Annotated in this window: 6 protein-coding genes (1 of these 6 running past the window's edge); 2 read left to right on the top strand and 4 right to left on the bottom strand. The window is 53.0% G+C overall.

Annotated features, from left to right (window positions below; translation table 11 throughout):
- Positions 1 to 14 precede the first annotated feature (14 nt).
- Both TW77_RS24265 and TW77_RS11570 read left to right on the top strand, forming a co-directional pair.
- Positions 15 to 1,793: a tetratricopeptide repeat protein gene (locus TW77_RS24265; protein WP_052713158.1), complete on the top strand. Its 1,779-nt coding sequence runs from the start codon at positions 15 to 17 to the stop codon at positions 1,791 to 1,793.
- 316 nt (positions 1,794 to 2,109) lie between these two features.
- Positions 2,110 to 2,556: a DoxX family protein gene (locus tag TW77_RS11570; protein ID WP_046005137.1), complete on the top strand. Its 447-nt coding sequence runs from the start codon at positions 2,110 to 2,112 to the stop codon at positions 2,554 to 2,556.
- Between the two features lie 60 nt (positions 2,557 to 2,616).
- Here the strand turns inward: TW77_RS11570 and TW77_RS11565 are convergent, their stop codons facing one another.
- The 4 genes from TW77_RS11565 to TW77_RS11545 form a co-directional block, all read right to left on the bottom strand.
- Entirely contained in the window at positions 2,617 to 3,288 is a 672-nt protein-coding gene (locus TW77_RS11565; protein ID WP_046005136.1) for a hypothetical protein, read from the bottom strand.
- A 461-nt stretch (positions 3,289 to 3,749) separates the two neighbouring features.
- On the bottom strand, positions 3,750 to 13,736 hold the full coding sequence (locus TW77_RS11555) for a non-ribosomal peptide synthetase (RefSeq protein WP_052713157.1): 9,987 nt from the start codon (positions 13,734 to 13,736) through the stop codon (positions 3,750 to 3,752).
- A complete protein-coding gene (locus TW77_RS11550) occupies positions 13,736 to 23,743 on the bottom strand; it encodes a non-ribosomal peptide synthetase (protein WP_046005135.1) in 10,008 nt (3,335 codons plus the stop codon). The genes TW77_RS11555 and TW77_RS11550 overlap by 1 nt, the downstream gene beginning before the upstream one ends.
- A protein-coding gene (locus TW77_RS11545) for a non-ribosomal peptide synthetase (RefSeq protein WP_046005134.1) crosses the window boundary here: on the bottom strand, positions 23,743 to 25,655 show its 3' portion. The gene runs 1,612 nt beyond the window's last position; only the last 1,913 of its 3,525 coding nucleotides appear in the window; its start codon lies off the right edge, out of view; its stop codon occupies positions 23,743 to 23,745. The genes TW77_RS11550 and TW77_RS11545 overlap by 1 nt, the downstream gene beginning before the upstream one ends.

Here is a 25,655-nt window from a genome sequence, read left to right as displayed (position 1 = left end):
AAGAGTCCGGCAAAATGGTTAAACATATTTACACTAGCATGATAGTGGTTATTAACTTTATGCTTATGTCGTCGGATGCTATTGCAGGACTCTCAACCAAGTACTTAATAAAGCAAGCAGAGAGTGGTGATGTCCTATCCCAGTTATTACTCGCTGAGCATTACATGGAAGACACCGACGGAAAAAAGAGAGACTATAGCAAAGCAGCATATTGGTTGGAACAAGCGGCACTGCTTGGAGATGCCGAAGCTCAATATCGCCTTGCCTCACTACTTGAAAGTGGAAAAGGTGTAAAACAAGATATAACTAGAGCTTGTAAGTACTATGAAAAGGCAGCAAACCAAAACTATGTAAAGGCCCAGCTTGAAGTTGCCAAGTGTTACTCTGCCGGTAAAGGAATGTCGGTTGACGAGTCACGCGCACGCGAGTGGTACCAAAAAGCCGCCAAAAGCGGCGACAAACAAGCCTCTCGTTTTCTTAAAAATGATAGGTTTTATAATCAGGTTCTTAGGCCTCTAAATACTGCGCCCCGCAAGTTGAAAGATATATCCAATGCAATGAGCTTTAAGCAATCTCGGCGTTATCGCTTACTGAGCTCTGAGCAAAAAAATCAACTAAAGACGTTGGAGAAACAATATATCCAACGTTATGCAATACCACTGCTGCTTGAGCTAATAGCTGTACAGCAAGGGTTGGATGGCTACGATACACTTCTAGGCTTTCCGTCACACTATAATACTATCATTAGTAAGCTGGCAATGAGCAGCCAGAATAAATTGGCTATGGAAGTAGAGTCTAAGAAAAGTGAATTGCAACAACTAATTATCGAGAAATACCGCCTAGCTTACGATACTGAAGTTGTTGAGAACAGACGACTTATTGATGCTTTGGAAGCCAGTGTACAGTTTGAAAGGCGTGCCTCTTCAGCCTTTCAAGATCTCTATTTACTAGAAGCCTTTAACGATTTAAGAACAACACGCGCACAGCATCGGCATCAGTTGTATCAAAAGCTCAATAAAACACTGACTAAAGAGGTCAGAGAGCTTTCTTACTTTCATGAGCTTGAGGCATTTACCAGCAAATACGTTTGGCATAGTAAGGAAACTTCGTCAGGCCAACTATCAATAAATCGAGCGGTTACCGAAAAACGAGCTGAGATAATGCCTTTTTCCAACCTGGCTGCAAGTGATTATTTCAACGCGATTTATAGCGGGAACTGGAAAAAAGCCAAAGAAATTGATTACAATTTTATTTATCCCTATCTTAAAAATATGGGTCAAACACTAAGTGCTATGGGTGCGTTAATCGATGGCTTCAGTGCACTAGGAGGTAATAGAACTAACTATCGGGAAGATATCATCAACGAGCTTAAAGCGGCCAGTTTAATCTCTCCGCTGTTTTCCATCTACTTACTCGATTACCCTTTTATGTTCAAAACATGCATGGATACCAAGCCTGTACAGTTTAAAAAAACAACAACCAGTGAAACCGTTTACCGGAATGGCTACGGTGCTTATCAATACAGTGTCAAGCACCCAGATAAAGTTGAGTACTTTTTGGTTAATCACCGCTTTGCTCAGATATTTAAGAAAGTTGGATTAGGGGATTCAGATGATGGTGCAGCACAACTATTAGATACGTTTTTTTCAGGAAACAACGCTTCAAGAATAACGATTTCTGACATTCAATCCAGCTCTCGAAAATTCATGAAAACTTATCAATGTAATAGCCCAATTGTAAAAAGAATGGAAAATCAAATGGAGCACTATTTTTATAATTATAAGAAACTATAATGTAAACTTTACAGCCTATAGCTGGTAGTCAGTCAAGCCGCTCAACCTAAACTTTAAACCACACATTATTATACTGTTTGCCAAGGTATACCGTATATTGGCGCCTTTCCTACCATATGGAGTAATTGGAGGGTGCAGTCCACTTACTCAACAAACAGCAAGGTAAAATTCTTTTTTATAGAACAAAAGACGCTATTTTTAGAAATTTTAAAATCTAAAAACGAATTTATACTGTTTCATATCGGCTGAGGGGAAAACAACTAAGGGCGTTTCCCGCAAGCCCTGGCTTTGATATTACAAACTTGAGGAAACGGTAATGACTAAATTAATTCAACTATTCGACCAAAACACGTCTTTGTCTCATTTTGCAGCGCTGCTGGCACGCGTTGGCCTGTCAGCCATTTTTATTCTGGCTGCAATGAACAAAATTCAATACTTTGAGGGCAACGCCCAGTATATGGCCTCTAGCGGTTTGCCGGGAGAGCTGCTGCCACTGGTGATTGCGTTTGAGCTGATCGGTGGCCTGATGATCCTGGGTGGCTTGCTGACACGCCTGACGGCGATTGCCTTTGCCGGATTCAGCCTGGTCAGCGCGCTGCTGTTCCACTTCGACCTGGCAGATCAGATGCAGTTTATTATGTTCTTCAAAAATGTCGCGATGGCGGGTGGTTTCCTGGCGCTGGCGGCCCATGGTGCAGGTAAATTCAGTATCGACCATAAGATACTGGCATCTCAGCCGCTGGTAAAAGGTAAACTTGCTTAATTAAACAAGATTAAAATGATTAACATGCGCGGTGGCTTAGCTCACCGCGCGTTTTTGCTGTTACTCTGCGGCCATTACACGCTTTCCATTGGCATCAACCACAAGCAGGTAAGATTTACCAAAGTCGCCGTTACACAGGTCAATGGCATTGCCGCCAACTTTAAGCCCTTCGGCACAGCTGCTCACCGAATAATAGCCCGTAACCTGGCCTTTTTCTGTGGTGGTCACTTTATCTTCACCCACCATAACGTCGTAGCTGCCATTAGCAAACAGGCGTACATTGAAGACATCGGCCTTGTTTTCCTGCTTTTTGCTTATCACAGACAAGGCACGATCGCCGCTTGATTCCCAGGCAATTACCCACAGGTTAGCGCCATCTTTGAGCGTGGTGTTCATACGGTCTTGTTTTTCACCGCTGTTGCTGTCTTTAACGCCCAGGTTGATCATATTATTGATGGCTTTGTAGTTGTAGCTGTAGGTCTTGCCAACTTCCATGGCAGGTACATCTGCCGACACTACACTGCCACTGTCGAACAAACCGCTGTAACCTGAACTGATAGACCTTTTTTTGGCGTGAAAATCGGCCATATAGTCCAGTGAGTTAACAAAAGACATTTTTGCATCATGGCTTAGCTGCTCATCCAGCTCGTCACTACCCTCACCACAACCTGTCAGGGCCGCTGATAAACCCAGCAAAACTACCAGCCCTAATCCTTTGTTGACGTTCTTCATAATCATCTCCGTAAATCCATACAATAAAAAGTCATTCTGTCAGGCACTGTGAGGCCTGAAGCAAGTTATAAGCATCATCCGGCCAAACCTAAGGCAGTACCAGACGGTGTTGTTAATTCGTGTCTACCCATATCTTTTACGTGCGCATATTAACATGTTTATTACCTTCGCCAAGGTTGCCAAGTGTGCACAATTGTTTAATTTTGTAAGCTCAATGACAGCTTTGTCATTTACTTCACACTGTATATCCACCCCCTAAAAAGCGCTTTAAAATCATAATCTAAAAAACAATTCGACGATAAAGGTTAAATATGACAAAAAGGTGACACTCGGCATTGGCTAAACACCCGTATCAGGATAGGGCTGGCAGGTTAATCGCAGCTTAAAACATAGAAAATTCACAATAATGTAAAAATTAAAAGCAACCCGGGGGAACAGGCAGTCGGGTTGCTTTTATGGGCTCAGATCTCTAGCACTTCTTCGTCTTCATCAATGTCACTGTCGTCAAAAGCAGACTGCAAAGCCATTTCGCTATGGATAAGCTCTGCCACCTGGCTCAGATACTGACATTCAAAGACCTGGGCCACACTCAGCTCAATCTGCCAGTGCACCTTAATTTCGCTCATCAGTCGCATCATCAGCAACGAATGCCCGCCCAAATCGAAAAAGTTGGCCGACATACTGATGGTGTCGGGCTCAACCTCCAGCAGGCTTGCAATCACGGTAACCAGTTGCTGTTCAAGCGCTGTTTGCGGCGCGACATATTGCTCTGTCATGCCCGTAAGTTCCACTTCGGGCAAAGCTTTTCTGTCAATTTTGCCATTGGCAGTGAGCGGCCAGGCGTCGATCAGCTGCCAGGCCGACGGCACCATATAAGGAGGCAGACTGGCAGTCAGGCTGGCCCTTAACTGCGTTGTTAACTCGCTTGCAGACAACCCTGATTGAGGCTCAACGTACGCCACAATCAGGCCGCGGGCTTTATCCACCGTAACCAGTGACTGGGCTACCCGCGCGTCCGCGTTAAGCGCAGTTTCAATCTCGCCCAGCTCGACCCGAAAGCCCCGGATCTTAATTTGGTCGTCCATCCGCCCGATATACTCTAACAAGCCATCCGGGCCAAAGCGCACCAGATCGCCGGTTCGGTACAGCCGCGTTGCCTGCCCCGGCTGAGTAACATACGGATTGGCAATAAAACGCTCGTTACTCAGCTGCGGCTGGTTCAGATACCCCAGCGCCAGGCCATCGTCACCTACGCACAGCTCCCCCGCCACACCGCCTGGCAACAGTCGTCCCTGCGGACTGAGGATCAGGATCTTATCGCCCTGAACACCCCGACCAATGGGCACACCGGCGCTGATGTCCCTGTCTGGGGGTATCGGATAGCAGGCGGTAAAGGTGGTATTTTCAGTCGGACCATACCCGTTGACCACAGTCACCTCAGGCAGCGCTGCCTGCACCGCTGTAACAGCCTGCGGGTTAAGTACATCGCCCCCGGCCAGCACAGTTTGCAGTGCCAATGCATCGCCGGTTAATGTGCCGCAGCGCTTGCTCCATTCGCTAAACAAGCCGGAAGTCAGCCACATGGCGGTGATCCCTTGCGTTCTCAGCACTTTGTTGATCCCTTCCAGCGAGAGATAAGCCTCGGGATACAGCACACAGCGCCCGCCGTTGAGCAGCGGTCCCCAGATCTCCAATGTGGCAGCATCAAACGCAACATTGGCACTTTGCAGGAACACGGTCTCGCTGCTGACTGTCATAAAATTCGGCTCACACACCAGGCGATTCACGGCCCGGTGTGGTGTCATCACGCCTTTTGGTGTGCCGGTCGAGCCCGAGGTGTAAATCACGTAGGCCAGCGACTGGGCCGTTAACCCTGCAGCACGGGGTAAATCTGAGGTATCGAGCGTCGACCAAGGGGCATCGTCACCATCCAACACGACTTTATCCACCGAACTAAACGCCAGTGCCTGCTGCTGCACCTGCTCGGTCAGGATCACGGTTAGCTGTGTATCTTCAAGCATATATGCCAGACGAGACTCAGGGTACGCCGGGTCCAGCGGCACATACGCACCACCGGCTTTTAAAATGGCCAAAGTCGTAACCAGCAGATCCAGTGAGCGGCCAATACACAAGCCCACTAAGGTGCCGGTGCCAACCTGATACTCTTCACGCAGATAACGCGCCAGCTGGTTGGCTCGCTTGTTCAGCTGGCCATAACTGAGCGCCTGCGCATTAAGCTGCACCGCAATATTTTCAGGGGTTGTCGCCGCCTGCAACTCAAATAATTCATGAATACAAGACAAAGGCGGATAGCTGGCCTGCTCACTTTGCCATGCGTTTTGCTGTGCCAATTCAGCCGCAGGTAAGACCGCCAGAGTCGCCACTGGCTGGCTGCTGTCGCTGGTAAGTGCCGCGACCAGCGCATTGAGCGCTGTGTCCATCAAAGCGGCAATGCGGCTTGCCTCCACGCTTTGTTCAATCTGAAAATCCAGTGTAAAGCTGGCCTGCTCACCCAGGTCATTGACCGACAGGTCAAACGGATAATTAGTGCGTTCGCGGGTACTCAACAGCCTGGCAGTGCCTTCACCACCGGCCTCGGCGCTTGCATCGTGTGCGGTATGGCGATAGTTGAGAATGGCACTGAACAAAGGCGTGTTGCCACTCAGGCCGCTGTGGCTTTGCGCTTCGGCCAGCGACACTTGCTCGTAAGGCAGTAACGCTTGCAGCGCCGCGTTGACCTCGCCCAGCGCAACCTCGGCACTTTGCTGAGCTAATGTCACGCGTAGTGGCAAGGTATTGATCAGCATTCCCATCATGCGCTCTATGCCAGGCATTGCGTTCATCCGCCCCGACATCACAGTACCAAAGACCACCTCATCGCGGCCGGTGCAGGCGCTTAGCACCTGTGCCCAGGCCAGATGGAACAGCGCCGCCGGGCTGCATTGCAAACGTCTGGCCAGCGCGCGGATCTGCTGTGACAGCTCCATGCCCAGCTCGGTGCTATATTCAGCCACAGCATTGCCATCTCCGGTCACCTGAGATAAACCAAATGGCAAGGTGGGCGTATCAATGTCGCCAAGCAGCTCAGTGAAAAACGCTGCTGTGTCCAGCTCAGCGCTTTGCGCCATTGAACGGGCTATAAAGTCGCGATAAGGCAGAGGCGCAGGCAACTGAGCTTTATTCGGTGCGCTCAGCTCAGAGAGTAAAATTTCCAGAGAAACATGGTCGGTGATCAGGTGATGGAATTTAAGTAACGCGTAGACTTTGCCCTGTTCATCCTGCGGTGACACCATCAGTTGGATCAGCGGTGCCGACTCCAGCTCAAAGCCGTGGGCGGCGTTGGCCACATAGTCTTCAAACTGGGCTTTTATCTGTGCGTGTTTGAGTGGCAGCTCAGACACCGGCAGCTGCGCGTCACGCAGCACCACCTGCACCGCCTGTGCATGGCCGCGCCATAAAATCGCGGTGCGCAGCACATCATGGCGCTTAATCACAAAGTTCAGCTCATCGATGAGCTGTGCCAGTTGCGCGCTATCTGCCAGCTCAAACGCCATAGTGCTGACGTAGGGGTCGTGCTGCTGATTCAGCGTGTGCACAAACAGCACCCCTTCCTGAAGCGGCGCCAGCGGATACATATCCTGCACGTTCGCAGCACCACCCGGCACTTTTGCAAGCATGGCATCGATCTCGTCCTGAGCCAGTTTAATCAGCGGCAACATCTCAGGTGTGATGGTGCTGGCCTGTTCGGGAATGCGGTTTGGCGGCACATTGAATGTAAACTCAACCTGAGGTTGTGCATCCAGATGCGCGGCCATCGCACTCAAACGGCCTGCCTTAAACAAGGCTTGCGCCTGGCACTGATAACCCAGCTGTTTAACCCGTGACAACAGCTGCATGACCAATAAGGAATGGCCGCCCAGCGTAAAGAAGTTGGCTTCGCGGCTTATTTGCTCAACAGGCAAATTAAGGACATCGGCCCAGATTGCCGCCAATGTGCGCTCGGTATCGCTCTGTGGTGGCACATAATCGCGGCTTAAATCGGCTTGCTCGGGCTCAGGCAGCGCCTTGCGGTCAATTTTACCGTTAGGAGTCTGTGGCCATTCGTCAATCAGTACAAAGCTGGCCGGGATCATGTACTGCGCCAGTGACTGGCTCAGCTCAGTGACAATCGACTCAATCAATGTTTGATCTGACTGCTCGGTGAGCGGTTTAACGTAGGCCACCAGGCGCTGGTTGCCCTGTGCATCACTCAGTGCCATCACCAGTGCCGAATCCACCTCATGATGCTCACCAATGTGGTATTCGATTTCGCCCAGCTCAATACGCAGGCCGCGAATTTTCACCTGATGGTCCATCCGACCCATATATTCTATGCTGCCATCATCACGAAAACGCACCAGATCGCCGGTTTTATAGAGTCGCGAGCTTGGCAATGTATCAAACGGATTATCAATAAACCGCTTGGCCGTCAGCTCAGGCCGGTTATGATAGCCGCGCGCCAGACCTTCACCGCCAATGTGCAGCTCACCACAGGCACCTTGTGGCAGCAGATTAAGGGCCTCATCCAAAATCACCAGCTGGATATTCTGAATGGGTTTACCAATCGGCACGCTGCTGCCATGTGGCTGGCTGCAATCCCAGTAACTGACGTCGATTGCCGCCTCAGTGGGTCCATACAGATTATGCAGTTGTGCTCCTGGCAAACAGGCTCTGAACTGTTCAACGTGGCTTATTTGCAGCGCTTCACCACTACAGAACACCTGATTGATGGAGGTGCAGCGCTCAAGGTTGCCATGCTCCAGCATTACCCCCAGCATAGAGGGCACAAAGTGCAACTTGGTGATCCCCGCCGCCACGATCAACTCGCTGAGGTATTCCGGCTCTTTATGACCGCCAGGTTTTGCTATGACTAATTCGGCCCCTTTGAGCATCGGCCAGACGAATTCCCATACGGAGACATCGAAACTGTAAGGGGTCTTTTGCAAAATTCGGTCGTCCGGGCCACAGCCGTATTCGTTGTCCATCCAGTCGATGCGATTGTGTAGCGCCTGATGCTCAACCAGTACGCCTTTTGGCAGCCCGGTGGAACCCGAAGTGTAAATGGTATAGGCCAGGTTGCGAGCATTAAGACCGATATCGCTCAAGGCAATATTGGTATCCGGATAAGCGCTAAAATCAAACTCATCCAGTCGCGTGACGCTTGCTTCGCCAAGGCTCACTCGTCCGGCAACCTCTGCTGTGCTAAGTACCACAGCCGCATTGGCATCTTCAACCAGATAGCTCAAACGTGCCGGCGGCAGCTCCGGGTCCAGCGGCACATAAGCGCCACCGGCTTTGAGAATACCCCAAATGCCAATCACCATTTCCAGCGAGCGCTCTACACACAAGCCCACTAACGCATCCGGTCCAACGTTGTGCTCTGCCCGCAGATAATGGGCCAGCTGGTTGGCTCTGGCGTTCAGCTCGCCATAGCTCAGGGTTTGCTCGCCAAAGCGTAGGGCAATCTGTTCTGGCGCGGCCGCCGCCTGCTGCTCAAACAACTCGTGGATACACAGCTCGCGCGGATAATCCAGCGCCGTGTCGTTCCAGTTATGCAATTGTTGCGTACGCTCGGTCTCATCCAGCACACACAGGCTCTGCACCGCTGTGCTGCTCTGGCTGTCCAGTAAATCCAGCACCTGAGTCAGGGTCACTTGCAGATACTGTGCAATGCGTGCCGCCGGGGCACGTTTGTCCACCTGAAGTTCAAAGCCAAAGCCATCACCGAAATCATCCACCGAGAGGTTAAACGGATAGTTGGTGCGCTCTTCACTGGCAATCACCTTGAATCCGGCCTCCTGCTCCAGCTGTGACTCTTCTGTTGCCGAATGACGATAGTTCAGCATCGCGCTGAACAGGGGCAGCTGACCGCTTACGCCGCTACAACGCTGCGCCTCGGCCAGTGACACCTGCTCGTAGGGCATCAGTGCACGCAGGTCGTCATTAATTTGCGCCAGCAGGCTCATCGCATCTTGCTCACTCAGCGACACCCGCAACGGCAGGGTGTTGATCATCATGCCCATCAGCTGGCTGCTCAGGCCATCGTCGCTCATGCGGCCCGATAACACAGTACCGAACACAACCTCCGACTGGCCGCTACACACGCCCAGCACTTTGGCCCACACTAGGTGGAACAACGCTGCCGGGCTGCTGTGATACTGCCGGGTCAGGCGGCGAATACGCTGCGCCTGCGCGTTATCCAGCGTGACATGCACGGTTTCAATGCCGGAGCCGTCATTCAGTACATCCGTCAGACCATAAGGCAGAGTGGGTTCGCTAACGTCCCCCAGCATCTGAGTGAAGAAGGTTTCGGTATCCAGACTCGCGGTGCGTGCCAGGGTGCGGCCGACAAATTCCCGGTACGGCACAGGCTCACCCAGGCTGGCTTGATTGCCATTCAGCAGCGCCGTTAATTCATGGACCAGAATTTCCAGCGACACGTGATCTGAGATCAGGTGATGCTCGCACAACAGCGCATAATGCTTACCCTGCGCGGCGTCTTCACACACGCTCAGTTGTAAAAGCGGCGCGCTTTCCAGTTCAATCCACAGTGGCTGTTCAGCCACATGGGCACTGAACGCGGCCCGGACATCCACTTCCCCACTGAAGTCCAGCTCAGTCACAGGCAGCTCTACCTCACGCTGTACCACCTGAAGTGCAGTGGTGCGGTTGCGCCACAGAATGGCGGTGCGCAGCACATCGTGACGGGCAATCAGCGTATTCAGTGCCCACTTAAAGCGCTCAAGGGACTCGCGGCTGTCGAACTCAAAGGTGGTGCTGGTAACATAGGGGTCCTGCCCTTCACTCATGGTGTGTACAAACAGCACGCCTTCTTGCAAAGGTGCCAGCGGGTAGATGTCCTGAATATTGGCCATGCCACCGGGAACGGTTGCCGCAATATCAGCAAGCTGTTGTTCATCCAGCTCGGTGAGCGTCACCATCTCCGGGGTGATTTTGCTACAATCCGCCGGAATTAAATTGGCGGGCACACGACTTAGTTCCTCATTCCCAAGTGCCCGAACCTGGCGTGCCATGTCCTGTAGCGTGTGTGCCCTGAACAGGGCCTGCACATCAGCCTGATACTGACGTGCCCGCAGCTGACTGACCAGCTGCATAATCAGCAATGAGTGGCCGCCCAGCGCGAAGAAATTAGCGTGGACACCCACCTTATCGACGTCGAGCGACAACAGGGAGGCGACAATCTCGACCACCATTTTTTCGGCGTCGGTTTGCGGTGCCTGATAAGGCTGCTCCACCGTTTTTGCCGGCAGGGCCAGCAATGCGCGCTTGTCCAGCTTGCCGTTAGCGGTCAGCGGCCACTGCGCCACAAAACTGTAAGCCGAGGGCACCATGTAATCCGGCAGGTTGCCGCTCAGATGCTGTTGCAGCGCGTCAATTAAGTCGTTGGCCTGCTCGCTCTCGGTCTTCACAAAAGCACGCAGTACCTTTACGCCCCTGTTCGTACCATCAAGAGTACCAGCTTCGGCCAGTACCACCGCAGACTCCACCCGTTCATGGCTCATCAGCTGGGTTTCAATCTCGCCCAACTCAACCCGGAAACCACGGATCTTGACCTGATCATCGCTGCGTCCGACAAACTCAATCTCACCATCCACGCCCATACGCACCAGGTCACCGGTTTTGTATAAACGGGCGCTCAACGCCGGGTTAGCCGGGTCAAAATAGGGGTTATCAATAAAACGCTCGGCCGTCAGCGCCGGTTGGTGCAGATAGCCACTGGCCAGACACTGACCACTGATGTACAGCTCACCGACCACACCCGGCGGGCATAAGGTCAGTTGCTCGCTGAGCACCAGAGTCGCGGTATTGACGTTGGCGCGGCCGATGGGCACCGCGCGGGGCGCATCGTAACCGCCGCTGATAGCGTAGCCCGATGCGGTGACGGTAGTCTCGGTCGGACCATAGGTATTAAGCAGCACAAAACCCGGTTTGAGCGAGGCCACCGATTGTTTATCCAGTGCTTCACCGCCAACAATCACCAGTCGCAGTGCCAGAGACTCAAGCTCCGCTTTGCTCAGCGCCAGCATATGCCAGAACGCCGTGGGTAAGCTGGCCACGCTGATGGCATGGCTGTCACAAAAAGCGATAAAAGCCTCGCGGCTCAGCGACACGTCTTCATCGCGCAGCACCAAAGTAGCGCCCTGAGTCAGCGTTGCCAGCCATTCTTCGACGAAAATATCGAAGTTCATAGTCGAGAACTGCAATACGTTGTCGGCTTCGGTGATTTCGTAGCGCTGCTCGCAGTTGGCGGCAAAGTTGATCAGGTTATGATGGCTTATCATCACACCCTTCGGGTTACCAGTTGAGCCCGAGGTGTACATCACATAGGCCAGGTTATCCGGGCTTAAGGTCACATCCGGGTTACTGATTGGGTAGCCTGCAAACTGGCTGGCATCATCCAGCAGCACTGGCGTGACGTTAAAATCGCTCAGGATCCCAGCAACTTTTTGTTGGGTCAGCACCACAGACAGGCCGGTGTCTTCGACCATATATGCCAGACGCTCCTGCGGGTAATCCGGGTCCAGCGGCACGTAGGCACCACCGGCTTTAAGGATAGCCAGCACCGCCACCATCATTTCCAGCGAGCGATCCACACACAAGCCCACCAAAGTATCCGGACCGACCTGATGCTCGGCCCGTAAATAATGGGCCAGCTGGTTAGCGCGCTCGTTCAACTGCTGATAACTCAGTGTGCCCTCATGACTCTTGACGGCAATACGCGCGTCACATTGTGCGGCGCGTGTTTCAATGAGCTGGTGCACCGGGGTAGATGGCAAAGCCACGCTCGGACCACACAGCTCTGCAAGATATGCCTGTTGCTCCTGCTCATCCATCAGGGTTAATTGAGCTAATGCCTTATTGGCAGGATTGCCGCTGAACAGTTGCAGTGCGCGGATAAGATGACGATTCAGAGTTGCAATATAGTCGGCATCAAACAACGCCAGGTCGTAGGTCCAACGTAGTGTGTAGCCCTCTCCTTGTGGGGTAATATCGATATCTATGTCGTACTTCAGCGACACTATCTCGCGCTCATATTGCGCAAAGCGCAGTCCGTCCAGTCCAGCATCGGCCTGCTCGCTGACACCAAAGTCACTGTCCATCGACAACATGATCTGAAACAGCGGATCGTGCGACAGGCTGCGCTCGACATTCAGGCGCTCGACCAGTTGCTCAAACGGTACATCCTGATTGGCCTGCGCATTGTGATGCACGTCGCGTACATGAGCAAAATAGTCACCGAGCGTGGCATGTTGTGTTTGAGTTCTGAGTACCAAATTATTGACGAAAAAGCCGATCAGCGGCTCCAGCTCACTTTGCAATCGGTTGGCAACCGGTGTACCAATCAGAATATCCTGCTGATTACTGTGTTGTGCCAGCACCCAGCTCAGCGCACTGTGGACCAGCATAAAGGGCGACATTTCGTTACGCTGCGCCGCAGCCGTGAGCTGTTGGCTTAGCGTACTGTTAAGACTGAAACTCTGACACCCGGCAGCACTTTGCTTTTCTTCCGGGCGCGGTTGTTTCAGCGGCAGGCTATGGACCGAGGGCGCATCGGCTAACGTTTCCTGCCAGTATGCCAACTGGGCTTCCAGTACGTTTTCCTGCAACCAGGTTTGCTGCCACAGCGCATAATCAGCGTACTGAATCGCCAGCTCAGGCAAGGGGTTCGGCTCGCCTTGGGCAAACGCGCGATATAAAGTCAAAAACTCCTGACTGAGTAACTCTATCGACCAACCATCAGAGGCAATATGATGCATATTGAACAGCAACACCCCTTGTTGCTGCGCAGTATCAGGGTTTGCCAGCAAAATATAACGTGCCCGCATCATCACATCCTGGGTCAGGTCGAATGGCGTGTTCAGCTCCTCATCAATCAGGGCTTCGAGCTGCGCCGAACGAGCACTTGCTTCCAGCGTGGTCAAATCGCTGTGGGCGATAGCAAACGTCACCTCGTCACGAATATGCTGCCGGGCACCGTTTTCACCATCAACCACCACTGTGCGCAGTATTTCATGACGGCGGATAATGGCCTGACAGGCACGCTCGGCCACCGCCAGATCCAGCTCTCCGGTAACCGTCATCAGGGCTGGCATATTATATTGTGCCGAGCCCTGTTGTAGCTGATCGATAAACCATAAACGGCGCTGTGAAAACGACAGCGGTGCTAAGGTCTGATATTGCTCAGTACGCGGCGTAACGGCCTCGCGTTTGGGCTGGGCTTCGCTGTCACTCAAATAAGCCAGCAATTGTGTTTTATTCTCTCTGATCAGTTGCGCTATCTCTGCGGTGACTGCGCCCTTTTCAGCTTCGACTACGAGCGACCCGTCAGAGACACTCACCAAAATCAACTTGTCCTGAAGCAGACTAACTAACTGTTGCGGTTTCATTAAAACACAATCCTTTCTACATTATCTGATTGTTCTAACTTAGCTTTTAGTGCTTTAGCGGCCAGCAGTTCGTCAATCTGCCCGGCTTGCTCAGCCACTGAGGTGTACTTAAATAACTGTTTGATGGTAAGCGTGCAGTCAAAGTGGCTTTCAATGTCCTTCATCAACTTGATCACCAGCAGCGACTGTCCGCCCACGGAGAAGAAGCTTGCCTGAGTACTGACTTGCCCTTCATCCAGACCCAGCACCTGAGACCAGATGGCCACCAATGCCTGCTCTGTCTCGGTTTGTGGCGCACTATACTCGCCGCCCAACCCGGCATGCTCCGGGGCAGGCAAGGCTTTGCGGTCAATTTTGCCGTTCGGGGTTTGCGGCCATTCATCCAGCAATACAAAACTGGCTGGGATCATATACTCGACCAGTGACTCACTCAGTTGCGACCTGATGGAGTCGATCAATACCTGTTGAGATGCTTCATCGCCCAATGTATGTGGCTTCACGTAGGCCACCAGATGTTGATTACCTTGGGTGTCATCAAGCGCCATCACCAGTGCGGAGTCCACTTCATCATGCTCGCCGATGTGATACTCAATTTCGCCCAATTCGATACGCAGCCCGCGAATTTTCACCTGATGATCAATACGGCCCATGTACTCGATGACGCCGTCATTGCGATAACGCACCAGATCGCCTGTTTTATAGAGGCGTTCGCTGCTGCACTCTTCGCTGTCATCATAGAATGGGTTAACAATAAAGCGCTCTTCGGTCAGCTCTGCGCGATTGTGATAGCCGCGTGCCAGACCCTCTCCGCCTATGTGTAACTCGCCACAGGCCCCCTGAGGTAACAGATTGAGTCCGTCATCCAGCACGTAGAGCTGGATATTCTGGATTGGCTGGCCAATGGGCACACTGCTGCCATAAGGCTGTGAACAATCCCAGTAGCTGACGTCGATGGCCGCTTCAGTTGGACCATAAAGATTGTGCAGCTGCGCGCAAGGCAACACGGTCCGGAACTGCTCAACATGGCTTATTTGCAATGCTTCGCCACTACAGAATACTTGTTTAATTGAAGTACAACGACTCAGGTTGCCATGCTCCAGCATGACACCCAGCATAGAGGGCACAAAATGCAGCTTAGTAATGCCTGCTTCGACGATCAGGTCACTCAGGTAATCCGGATCTTTGTGACCGCCAGGTCTGGCAATTACCAACTCAGCGCCTTTGAGCATAGGCCAGACAAACTCCCACACCGACACATCAAAACTGTATGGCGTTTTTTGCAATATCTTGTCGTGGGCTCCACAGCCATACTCTTTGTCCATCCAGTCGATGCGGTTATGCAGCGCCTGGTGCTCAAGTAATACGCCCTTTGGCATCCCCGTTGAGCCCGAGGTGTAAATGGTATAAGCCAGATTGCGGGCGCTGAGACCAATCTCGCTCACTGCAATGTTCGTATCGCTGTGAGCACCATAGTCAAAACCATCCAGCTCAACAACTCGGGCTTCGCCCAGCGCAACACGCCCGGCAACCTCTTGGGTGCTGAGCACCACAGCAGCATTGGCATCTTCAACAATGTATGCCAGTCTGGCGCTGGGCAGCTCCGGATCCAGCGGTACATAAGCCCCACCGGCTTTAAGAATGCCCCAGATCCCGATAACCATTTCAAATGAGCGCTCCACACACAGGCCGACCAGTGAATCCGCTCCGACGCCATGTTCGCTGCGCAAATAGTGAGCCAGCTGATTGGCTTTGCTGTTGAGCGTTTCATAACTCATGGTCTGCGCACCAAAGCGTAGTGCCGTCGCCTGAGGTGCGCGGGCAACCTGTTGCTCAAACAGCTCATGAACACACCTCTGGCGGGCGTAATCACGCGCAGTGTCATTCCATTTGTGCAGCTGCTCATAACGCTCCTGCTCCGACAGCAGTGGCAGTGTATCGAGCGGATTGGCCAGCTGCGCCTGAGTGAGGCGTGCCAGATATCTGAGCACACCCTGCAAATGTTGGTCGAGCGCGGCAATGTGCTGTTCACTAAACAGGCCTGCATCGTACAACCAGTTAACGGTCAGCCCGGCATCGTCCAGATCAATGTTTATTTCTATGTCGAACTTGGTGGTACAAGCCTCTGGCAGCCTTGGCGTAAACGCCAGCGCAGCCAATCCCTGCTCAGGCTTGTCTGCCAACGCAAATTCCGAGTTGGTGGTCAGCATGACCTGGAATACCGGGCTGTAGGCAGTAGAGCGCGGAATTTGCAGGGCATCGACCAGCTGCTCAAACGGCACACCCTGATGCGACTGGGCACCAATGTGCGCCTCTTTAACATGCTCAAGGTAATCGCCCAAACTATGATGGCGGGTGCTGACTCTCAGCACCAGGGTATTGGCAAAATAGCCGATGAGGCCAGCCACTTCTGGCTGGGCACGATTCGCCACCGGCGTACCAATCACAATGTCGTGCTGATTACTGTGGCGCGACAGCACATAAGCCAGTGCGCTGTGTACCAGCATAAATGGCGTCACTCGGGCCGCTTCGGCAAAGCCTTTCAGCCCCTGACTCAGCGTACCCGGCAACAAGCTGGTGAAGCCTTTGGCACTGAATGCTTTTTCTTCCGGGCGCGGTTTATCCAGTTGCAGGCCATGTACGGCCGGTGCATCGCTCAAAGTGTCGCGCCAGTAATTAAGCTGCGTTTCCAGTGCTTGGGCGCCACCTTGCTGATTGTTTAGCCACTCACGCTGCCAGAGTGCATAGTCGGCATACTGGATGGCCAAAGGTGGCAGCGCTGCATCGGAGCCTGAAACAGCCGCTTCATAGAGCGCCATAAACTCATTGGACATCAACTCCACGGACCAGCCATCCGAGGCGATGTGGTGCATATTGAACGCCAGCACACCACGCTGGGCCTCGCCCTGATCGGCATAATTGAGCAGAATATACTGAGCACGCAGCATCAGGTCGCTATCCAGCTTAAATGGCGTCAGCGCATCTTCGCTCAGCAACTGGTTAAGCCGAACCGTTTTGCCATGCTCGCTCAGCTCGCTTAAGTCGTGCAACGTCAGTGTCAGCTGCGCCTCTTTGCGGATCAGCTGAACCGGCTCGGCATCCTGCTCCAGATACACAGTGCGCAACGCTTCGTGACGCGCAACCAGGCTGTTTAACGCAGCCTCTGCCGCATCCAGGTCTAAGGTGCCATCCACATCAAAGGCCACCGGCATGTTGTACTCAGCACTGCTGCCATTGAGTTTGTCGATAAACCACAAGCGTTGCTGAGCAAACGACAGTGGTAGGTGCGCATTGTCCTCACGCGGCTGCGCCACGATTGGAGGCTGCACCACCGCATCAGTTTGCTGCGCAACGCGCTCGGCCTGCTGTGCGATGGTCGTTGCGGCGAATATATCCTTAACACTCAGTTCGCATTGCAGCTGAATTCGGATCCCGGCCAGCAGTTTCATCAGCAACAAAGAATGTCCGCCCAGCTCGAAGAAATTCGCTTCAACGCTGACCTGACCATGCTCCAGTTTAAGCAAGTCAGCCCAGATCCCAACCAGGGTGTATTCAGTGTCATTGCGCGGCGCAACATAGGTTTGCTCACCCTGTCCGGCGTCCGGCGCAGGCAGCGCACGTCTGTCGACTTTCCCATTGGCTGTCAGCGGCCACTGAGTCACAGTGACAATAGCGCCCGGTAACATATAGGCTGGTAACTGCTCACCAAGCGCGGTTTTTAATTGGCTCAGCCAGGTCTCATCGATGTTGGCATCTGCGCCTTTTACATAGGCGACCAGTTGCAACGTGTCATCCGCCAGAGGCATAGCCTGCACCAAAGCAGAGTCAACCATGGCCAGCTCAGCAATGCGATTTTCCACTTCGCCCAGCTCAATACGGTGACCGCGAATTTTAACCTGATCGTCCTGACGACCCAGATAATGTAGCTCGCCGTTTTCGTCATAACGGGCCAGGTCACCGGCACGATACAAACGCTCCCCGAGCCAGGGATAACGCTCCCTGTCGAATGGATTGTCAATAAATCGCTCGGCACTGAGTGCTTCGCGGTTAAGGTAGCCCAGGGCGAGACCTGCACCACCGACATAGATTTCACCTGCGCACCCATCAGGTACCAGCTTCAATGCATCATCGAGCAGTACAATGTGCTGGTCGCGCAGCGGTCTGCCAATATTGATCGGCGCATTGGCTTCTAACCGTTTATAGGTCACATGCACTGTGGTTTCTGTGATCCCATACATGTTAATGAGCTCAGTTGGCTGCTGTGCAAAGTGCGTCCACCACTGGCTAACATGACTTGGCGTCAACCCTTCACCACCAAATACGATGCAGCGTAGCGAGGGCTGCGCCTCCCCTGCCGTCACCAGATAGTCGGTAAGTTGTTTAAAGGCGCTTGGCGTCTGGTTGAGAATAGTCAGTTTATGGCGCTGACACAAAGCCACAAACAACTGGCTGTCCTTGACTTCATCCAGGCTTGGCATCAGCAGTTTGCCACCAAACAGCAGGGCACCCCAGATCTCCCAGACACTAAAGTCGAAGGCAAAGGAGTGGAACACACACCAGCAATCGTCTTCATTAAAATTAAAATCGCTCTGAGTCACATCAAACAGGCGACCGACATTGCGGTGCGTTTGCAACACCCCTTTTGGTTTACCCGTGGAGCCCGAGGTGTAAATCACATAGGCCAGATTATCCGATGTATGCGTCGTTAACTGCACGTTATCCGTGCTGTAACCCGCTAATACCAGCTTATTCAGGTCAATAATGGGCGTGTCTTGAAGTGCCAGCGCATCGGCCACCTGATCTTCGCCCAGCACCAGCGCCACGCCCGCATCCTGACAGATAAAATCGAGACGCTCCTGCGGATAATTTGGATCAAGCGGCACATACGCCCCACCGGCTTTAAGAATCGCCAGTATGCCCACAATCATGTTGACACCGCGACCCACGCATAGGCCTACCAGGGTATCCGGGCGGATATCGTGTACTTCAATAAGATAGTGTGCAAGGGCATTGGCCCGTGCGTTCAATTCGCGATAAGTCAATGATTCTTGCTGATATACCAGTGCGGTGCGCTCGCCAACTCTGGCCGCCTGACGTTCAAACCGTGCCTGAATGCTGCTCGTTGTGTCTGTGTCGATGGCGTGTGCTACATTCGCGCGCAGCAGCGCATCTTGTTGCGCCTCGCTCAGCACACTGAGTTTTGCCACAGGAGTGTCAGACTCGTCATGCAACGCACGCAGCAACTGTTCAATGGCGCACGTTACATACTCGCCTATTGCGTTGATGTCGACCGAGCGGTCAACTTGCAGATTGAACGAGAAATCCCTTCCCCAGTCATCCACACATAAATTAAACGGATAGTTAGTGCGCTCTTTAGCAGCGATGGCCTGTGCGCTCCCCTGCGCTGGCGCTTCTGCCAGACGGGAGTGACGATAATTGAAAATGGCACTGAATAAAGGCGTTTGTGTACCAACACCACTGCATGCTTGCGCTTCGGTTAGCGACGCCTGTTCATACGGCATCAACCCGAGCAGGGCCTGATCGACCTGCTGCAATAAAGTATCCGCCGCTTCATCGGTCAGATTAACACGCAGTGGCAGGGTGTTGATCATCATCCCCATCATCTGCTCAATGCCCTGCTGGCCACTCATGCGGCCCGACAACACAGTACCAAATACCACATCCCGGCTCTGACTACACGCCGACACCACCATGGCCCAGGCCAGATGGAAAAATGCCGCCGGACTCATACCACGCTGCTGCATCTGGCTGCGGATCTGCGAAGATTGTTGCTGACTCAGCTCAACATGCAACTCGTTGCAGTGCAGCTCGTCGGCCTGGGTGCTGTCCAGCCCAAACGGATGACACGGCGTCTCAATATCACCGAGCTGATTGGTAAAGTATTTGCGGCTATCCAGGTGCGCCACATTGTGCAGCGTCTGGGCAATAAACTGTCGGTAAGGTAAGGCATCAGGCAGCTGAGCGAAAGTTTGCTCACCCATCGCCAGCTCAGCCATGATCATTTCAACAGAGATATGGTCGAGCAGGATATGGTGCTCCTTGAGCACCCCGCAGTATTTATTCGTTTTTGGATCATGAGCCAGTTCCAGCTGAACTAGCGGCGCAAGCTCCAGATCCATACGATGTATGCCCTCGGCCACATAGGCATCGAGTTTTTCCCGGGCATCCGTATGGCCAGAAAACGACAGCCAGCTTGGTAACAGCTCACAATGACGCAGCACCACCTGTAAAGGGGCTTGACACTCGCGCCAGGCCACCATAGTGCGTAGCACGTCGTAGCGTGCAATGATCTGATTAAAGCGCGCAACAAAACGGTCGATCTGAGTTTCGCTGTCAAATTCCAGCGTGATGGTGGTGACGTAAGGGTCGGATTTTTCCGTCGCACTGTGGACCAGGAATATGCTTTCCTGCAGAGGGGCCAGCGGATAAATATCCGTAATATTAGCGGCCCCACCCGGAATACGCTCACTCAGCGAATCCAGCTCGCTCTGTGTCACCGAGGCCAGCGTCACCATATCCGGCGTTATCTGGGTACAGTGTGCCGGGATGCCATTTTGCGGCAATTCAGGTTCGCTGTGATGGGTGGCGTCTGTGATGGTTTTGGCCATCTCGCCCAGCACCCGGGCATTAAACAACGCCTGTACCGAGGTGCGCCAGCCTTGCTTTTTCAATCGGCTGACCAGCTCCATCACCATCAGAGAGTGACCGCCTAATTCGAAGAAGTTGGCCGCCATGCTGACGTCCGCAAGTTCAAGATTTAACAGCTCTGCACACAGCGCTGCCAGCGCCTGCTCCTGCTCAGTAACCGGGGACAGGTATGCAACTTCATAGCCCAAGCTTTTCGGTACCGGCAGCGCTTTACGGTCAATTTTGCCGTTTGGCGTTTGCGGCCATTCGTTAAGTAGCACGAAATTCGATGGCACCATATACTCGGCCAGCGACTCACTTAACTGACTTTGCACCGAGGCTACCAGTGCCTGCTGCGTCTCATCCGTCAACTCACTGCTGGGCTTAACATAGGCCACCAGTCGCTGATTGCCTTTGTCATCACTCAGTGCCATCACCAGTGCAGAATCAACCTGTTGATGCTCGCCAATGTGATATTCAATTTCGCCCAGCTCAATACGCTGACCCCGGATCTTAACCTGATGATCCAGACGACCCATGTATTCGATGTTGCCATCTTCACGAAAACGCACCAGATCGCCGGTTTTATATAGGCGTTTGCTGGCGCTTTGCGGATAAAACGGGTTGTCGATAAAGCGCTCGGCCGTCAACTCAGGGCGATTGTGATAGCCACGCGCAAGACCTTCACCGCCAATGTGCAACTCACCGCACGCGCCCTGTGGCAACAAGTTAAGCGCATCATCCAGTATGTATAACTGAATATTCTGGATAGGTTTGCCAATGGGGATGCTGCTGCCGTGAGGCATCGCGCAATCCCAGTAACTGACATCGATGGCCGCCTCTGTCGGGCCATAGAGATTATGCAGCTGCGCGGTGGGTAACAGTGCCTTAAACTGCTCAACATGACTGATTTGCAGGGCTTCACCACTACAGAATACCTGTTCAATTGAACTGCAAGCGGCCAGGTCGCCATGCTCCAGCATCACGCCCAGCATGGAAGGCACAAAGTGCAATTTGGTCACACCGGTTGCGACTATCAGCTCATTGAGGTAAGCCGGATCTTTGTGTCCGCCCGGCTTGGCAATCACCAGCTCGGCCCCTTTAAGCATGGGCCAGACAAATTCCCATACCGACACATCAAAGCTGTAGGGGGTTTTTTGTAAGATTTTATCCTGCGGCTGACATCCGTACTCCTTGTCCATCCAGTCGATGCGGTTATGCAGTGCCTGATGTTCAAGTAACACGCCTTTGGGTTGACCCGTCGAGCCCGAGGTATAAATAGTGTACGCCAGGTTCTGTGCCGTCAGGCCAATGTCGCTAACCGCAATATTCGAGTCCGGATAGGCGTCGAAGTCGAAGTTGTCCAGCGCAATGACCGCCGCATCGCCCAGCGATACCCGATCAATTACCTCTTGTGTGCTCAGCACCACCTGGGCGCTGGCATCCTCAACCAAATAGTTCAGCCGACCTGATGGCAGTTCCGGGTCCAGTGGCATATACGCGCCGCCAGCCTTGAGAATACCCCAGATCCCAATCACCATTTCAAATGAGCGCTCGGTGCATAAGCCAACCAGCGCGTCCGGGCCAATCCCATGCTCAGTGCGCAGATAATGGGCCAGCTGATTCGCTTTGGTATTGAGCGCGTCATAACTCATGGTGCGCCCGTCAAAGCGCAGTGCGATGGCATCTGGCGTGGCTTTGGCTTGCAGCTCAAACAGTTCGTGCACACAGCGTTCGCGCGGGTAATCCCGCGCCGTGGTGTTCCAGTCAACCAGTTGCTGTTGACGCTCAGTCTCAGACAGCAGTATTAAAGTATCGGGCTTGGCCGATAAATCAGCTGGCTGCAACGCAGCCAGTTGTGACAGTACGGTATTTAAGTGATCAGCAATCGCAGTGACATGTTGCGCACGATACAAGGCGGTATCATAGGTGATCTCGATTGCCACGCCCTGCTCGTTCAATGCCACTTCAATTTCTAAATCAAATTTAGTGGTCACACTGCAGGCCCGGCGCTGCGCGATTTGTAAACCATCCAGCGCCAGTTGCTGATCTCTGACCCCATAATCAGAATTGGTGGTCAGCATGATCTGAAACAGCGGCGCATGGGCGCCGCTGCGGGGAACCTTGAGCTTTTCGACCAGCTGCTCAAAGGGCACATCCTGATTGGCCTGAGCGCCCAGATGCACGGATTTTACATGGGCAAAATAGTCGCTAATGCTGGGCTGCTCGGTATTAACGCGCAGCACCAGCGTATTGGCGAAATAGCCAATCAGGCCTTCTAACTCTGTGTGACCGCGGTTGGCGATGGGCGTGCCAATCACGATATCACAGCTGTTGCTGTGGCGTGATAACACGTAGGCCAGCGCACTGTGGATCAGCATAAAGGGCGTTAGCTGATGCTGGCGGGCCAGGTTTTGCAGCGCTTGTGCCTCACCGGCTCCCAGTTCACTGCGTACCAGTGCACCATGCAGCTGCTTGGTCGCCGGGCGCTCAAAGTCGGGGGTGATCCCGTGGATAGCCGGCGCATCCGCCAACGTCTGTTGCCAGTAGGTGAGCTGCTCGGCAAGCGCTTCTTTGGTCAGGTGCTCGCGCTGCCAGTGCGCGTAATCCGCATATTGCAGTGGCAATGGTGCCCAGCTGGGAAGCTGTCCGGTGACTCTGGCCTGATAGGCTTGCACAAACTCGCGGGTCAAAATTTCCATCGACCAGCCATCGGACACTATATGGTGCATATTCAGTAGTAATACACCCTGTTGTGTGCCATCACTGTGTTTGTGCGTGCACAGATAGGTCACTCTGAACAGCACATCTTTCGTCAAATCAAATGGTGTCAGGGTATCGCGCTCAATGTGTGCAGCCACCTCTGTCGCCAGGTCGTCGCTATCACACAAATCAATTTGGTGGATATTGAGTGCCGCATCATCGCGAATGGCCTGCCTTGGTCCATCCTCAGAATCAAAGTAACCGGAGCGCAAAATCGTATGGCGCACCAGAATATCGTTGAATGCATCTTCTACGGCCGCCAAGTCCACGCGTCCCTGCACATCCAGTGCAAGCGGGATATTGTACTCGGCCGATGGCCCTCGTAGCTGCTCTAAAAACCATAAGCGCTGCTGTGAGAAAGACAACACGCTTTGCGTTAACCCCAGAGCGGGGATCGCGCCTTCGGACTGGGTTAACGCATTTGGTTTTACTGCTTGCTGGCTCAACAGCTCAATAAGCTGAGTTTTGTTTTCCTTGAGTGCGCTTCTCAGCTCATCAGTCATACTGCCTTTTGCTGCTTTAAACTTGAGTTTGCCCTGCTCGACATACAGGTGAACGCCCTGTGATATCGCTAACTCGAAAGCCTGATGTACATTCATTAAATCTCACCATCCTCAACTAAATCCTGATCGCAGATACTGTCTGCCGCCTGTGCATTGAGCTGTTGCATTCGCAGCAGGTCGATGTGCTGGGCCAGCTGGGCCAGTGACTGCGCCGTAAAAATGTCCTGCATGTCTATCTGTTGTAGCTGTAATTCCGGGTCCGATGTAATCGCTCTGACCAGCTTACTGACCAGCAGAGAGTGGCCACCCAGCGCAAAGAAGTTGGCCGAGGTGCTTATCTCACTTTCCTGCAAGTGCAGTAGTTGCGCCCAGATGGCAACCAGACGTTGTTCGCTGGGTGTTTCAGGCGCGATATATTCCCCTTCAACGGCGGCTAAATCCGGCTCTGGCAACGCACGTTTGTCTATCTTGCCGTTACTGGTCAGTGGCCAGTGGGATACCGACACAAACATCCCCGGCACCATGTAGTCCGGTAGTTTGTCGGCCAATTCCGTCTTGATCCGCTGGACAGCCGCCTTGTCATCATTAATATTTTCATGGCCAGAGGCACTATTTTTGGCATGTTTGTTGTTCAACTGCACATAGGCCACTAAGTGTTTGGCACCCGTTGCACTGCTCGCAACAGTCACCACGGCCGCATCGACATCAGGGCACTCGCTCAGCAAGCCTTCAATTTCACTGATCTCAATCCTGAAGCCGCGGATCTTCACCTGCTGGTCGATACGACCCAGGTATTCCAGCTCGCCATCCGGCAGATAACGAACCAGGTCCCCCGTTTTATACAAGGTTTCGGTTACACATTTATTGTGGCCATCGAAATAAGGATTCGGGATAAATCGCTCTGCGGTTTGCTCAGGTAGCTGGTGATAGCCGCGCGCCAGACCCACACCACTGATGTACAGCTCACCCACTACGCCCGGCGATAGTAGAGCCTGGTTGCTGTCGAGCACAAAGGCACTGGTGTTTTTCAGCGGCTTACCTATGGTGACTTTTTGTCCGGGGCGTAACTCGGCCCAGGTGGCGCAGATAGAGATCTCGGTCGGGCCATAGGCATTGACCATGCGATACGCGCCGCCCCACTGCTCAACCACTTCCTGATCGCAGGCCTCACCGCCTACGGCCAGGGCTTTCAGTGCTAAGTCATCACGAAACTCCATCATGGCCAGGAACGCCGGTGGCAATAGCACATGGGTAATGGCTTCGCTGTGCAGCAGCTGACCTATGCTCTCAGGAGACAGACGCTGAACGCTGTCGGCAATCACCAGAGTGGCGCCGCTCAGCAGTGCCATCACGTATTCCCAGGTCCCTGCATCAAAGCTCATAGAGGCGAAGTGTAAGACTTTGCTTTGCTCATCTACTTTCAGATAATGGCGATGGTTAAATGCAATATTCACTATCCCTTTGTGTTCAAGCAGCACACCCTTAGGCTTGCCGGTTGAGCCCGAGGTGTAAATGGCATAGGCCAGGTTTGACGACGTTAGCCCCGTTACCAACTCACTTGGGTTGTAGGTGGGGTAATCGACAAAGGTCTGTACCACTTGCTCATTGCCCAGGCCATCAATGCAGACACTGTGATAATCGGTTAAGTCCAGCTGCTCAATAATAAAGTGGGTTGAAAGGATAATTTTAACGCCGGAGTTTTCCATCATGTAGGTCACGCGCTGGCGCGGATAGGCCGGGTCTAACGGCACATAGGCTGCACCGGCTTTGAGGATGGCCAGAGTACCTATGATCATTTCCAGCGAGCGCTCAACACATAAGCCGATAAAGGTATCCGGCGTCACCTGATATTCACGAGTCAGGAAGTGGGCCAGCTGGTTAGCGCGCTCATTCAGTTCGCGATAAGTCAGCTGTTTGTTGCCGAACTTAACGGCAAGCTGATCCGGGGTTTGCAGCGCCTGCTCTTCGAACACCTCATGAATGCACTTATCGACAGGATAATCCGCCG

Origin of the sequence: Pseudoalteromonas rubra (assembly GCF_000967655.1) — a bacterium.
Taxonomy (GTDB): Bacteria; Pseudomonadota; Gammaproteobacteria; order Enterobacterales; family Alteromonadaceae; genus Pseudoalteromonas; species Pseudoalteromonas rubra_A.
This window is presented reverse-complemented; position numbering and strand designations above follow the sequence as displayed.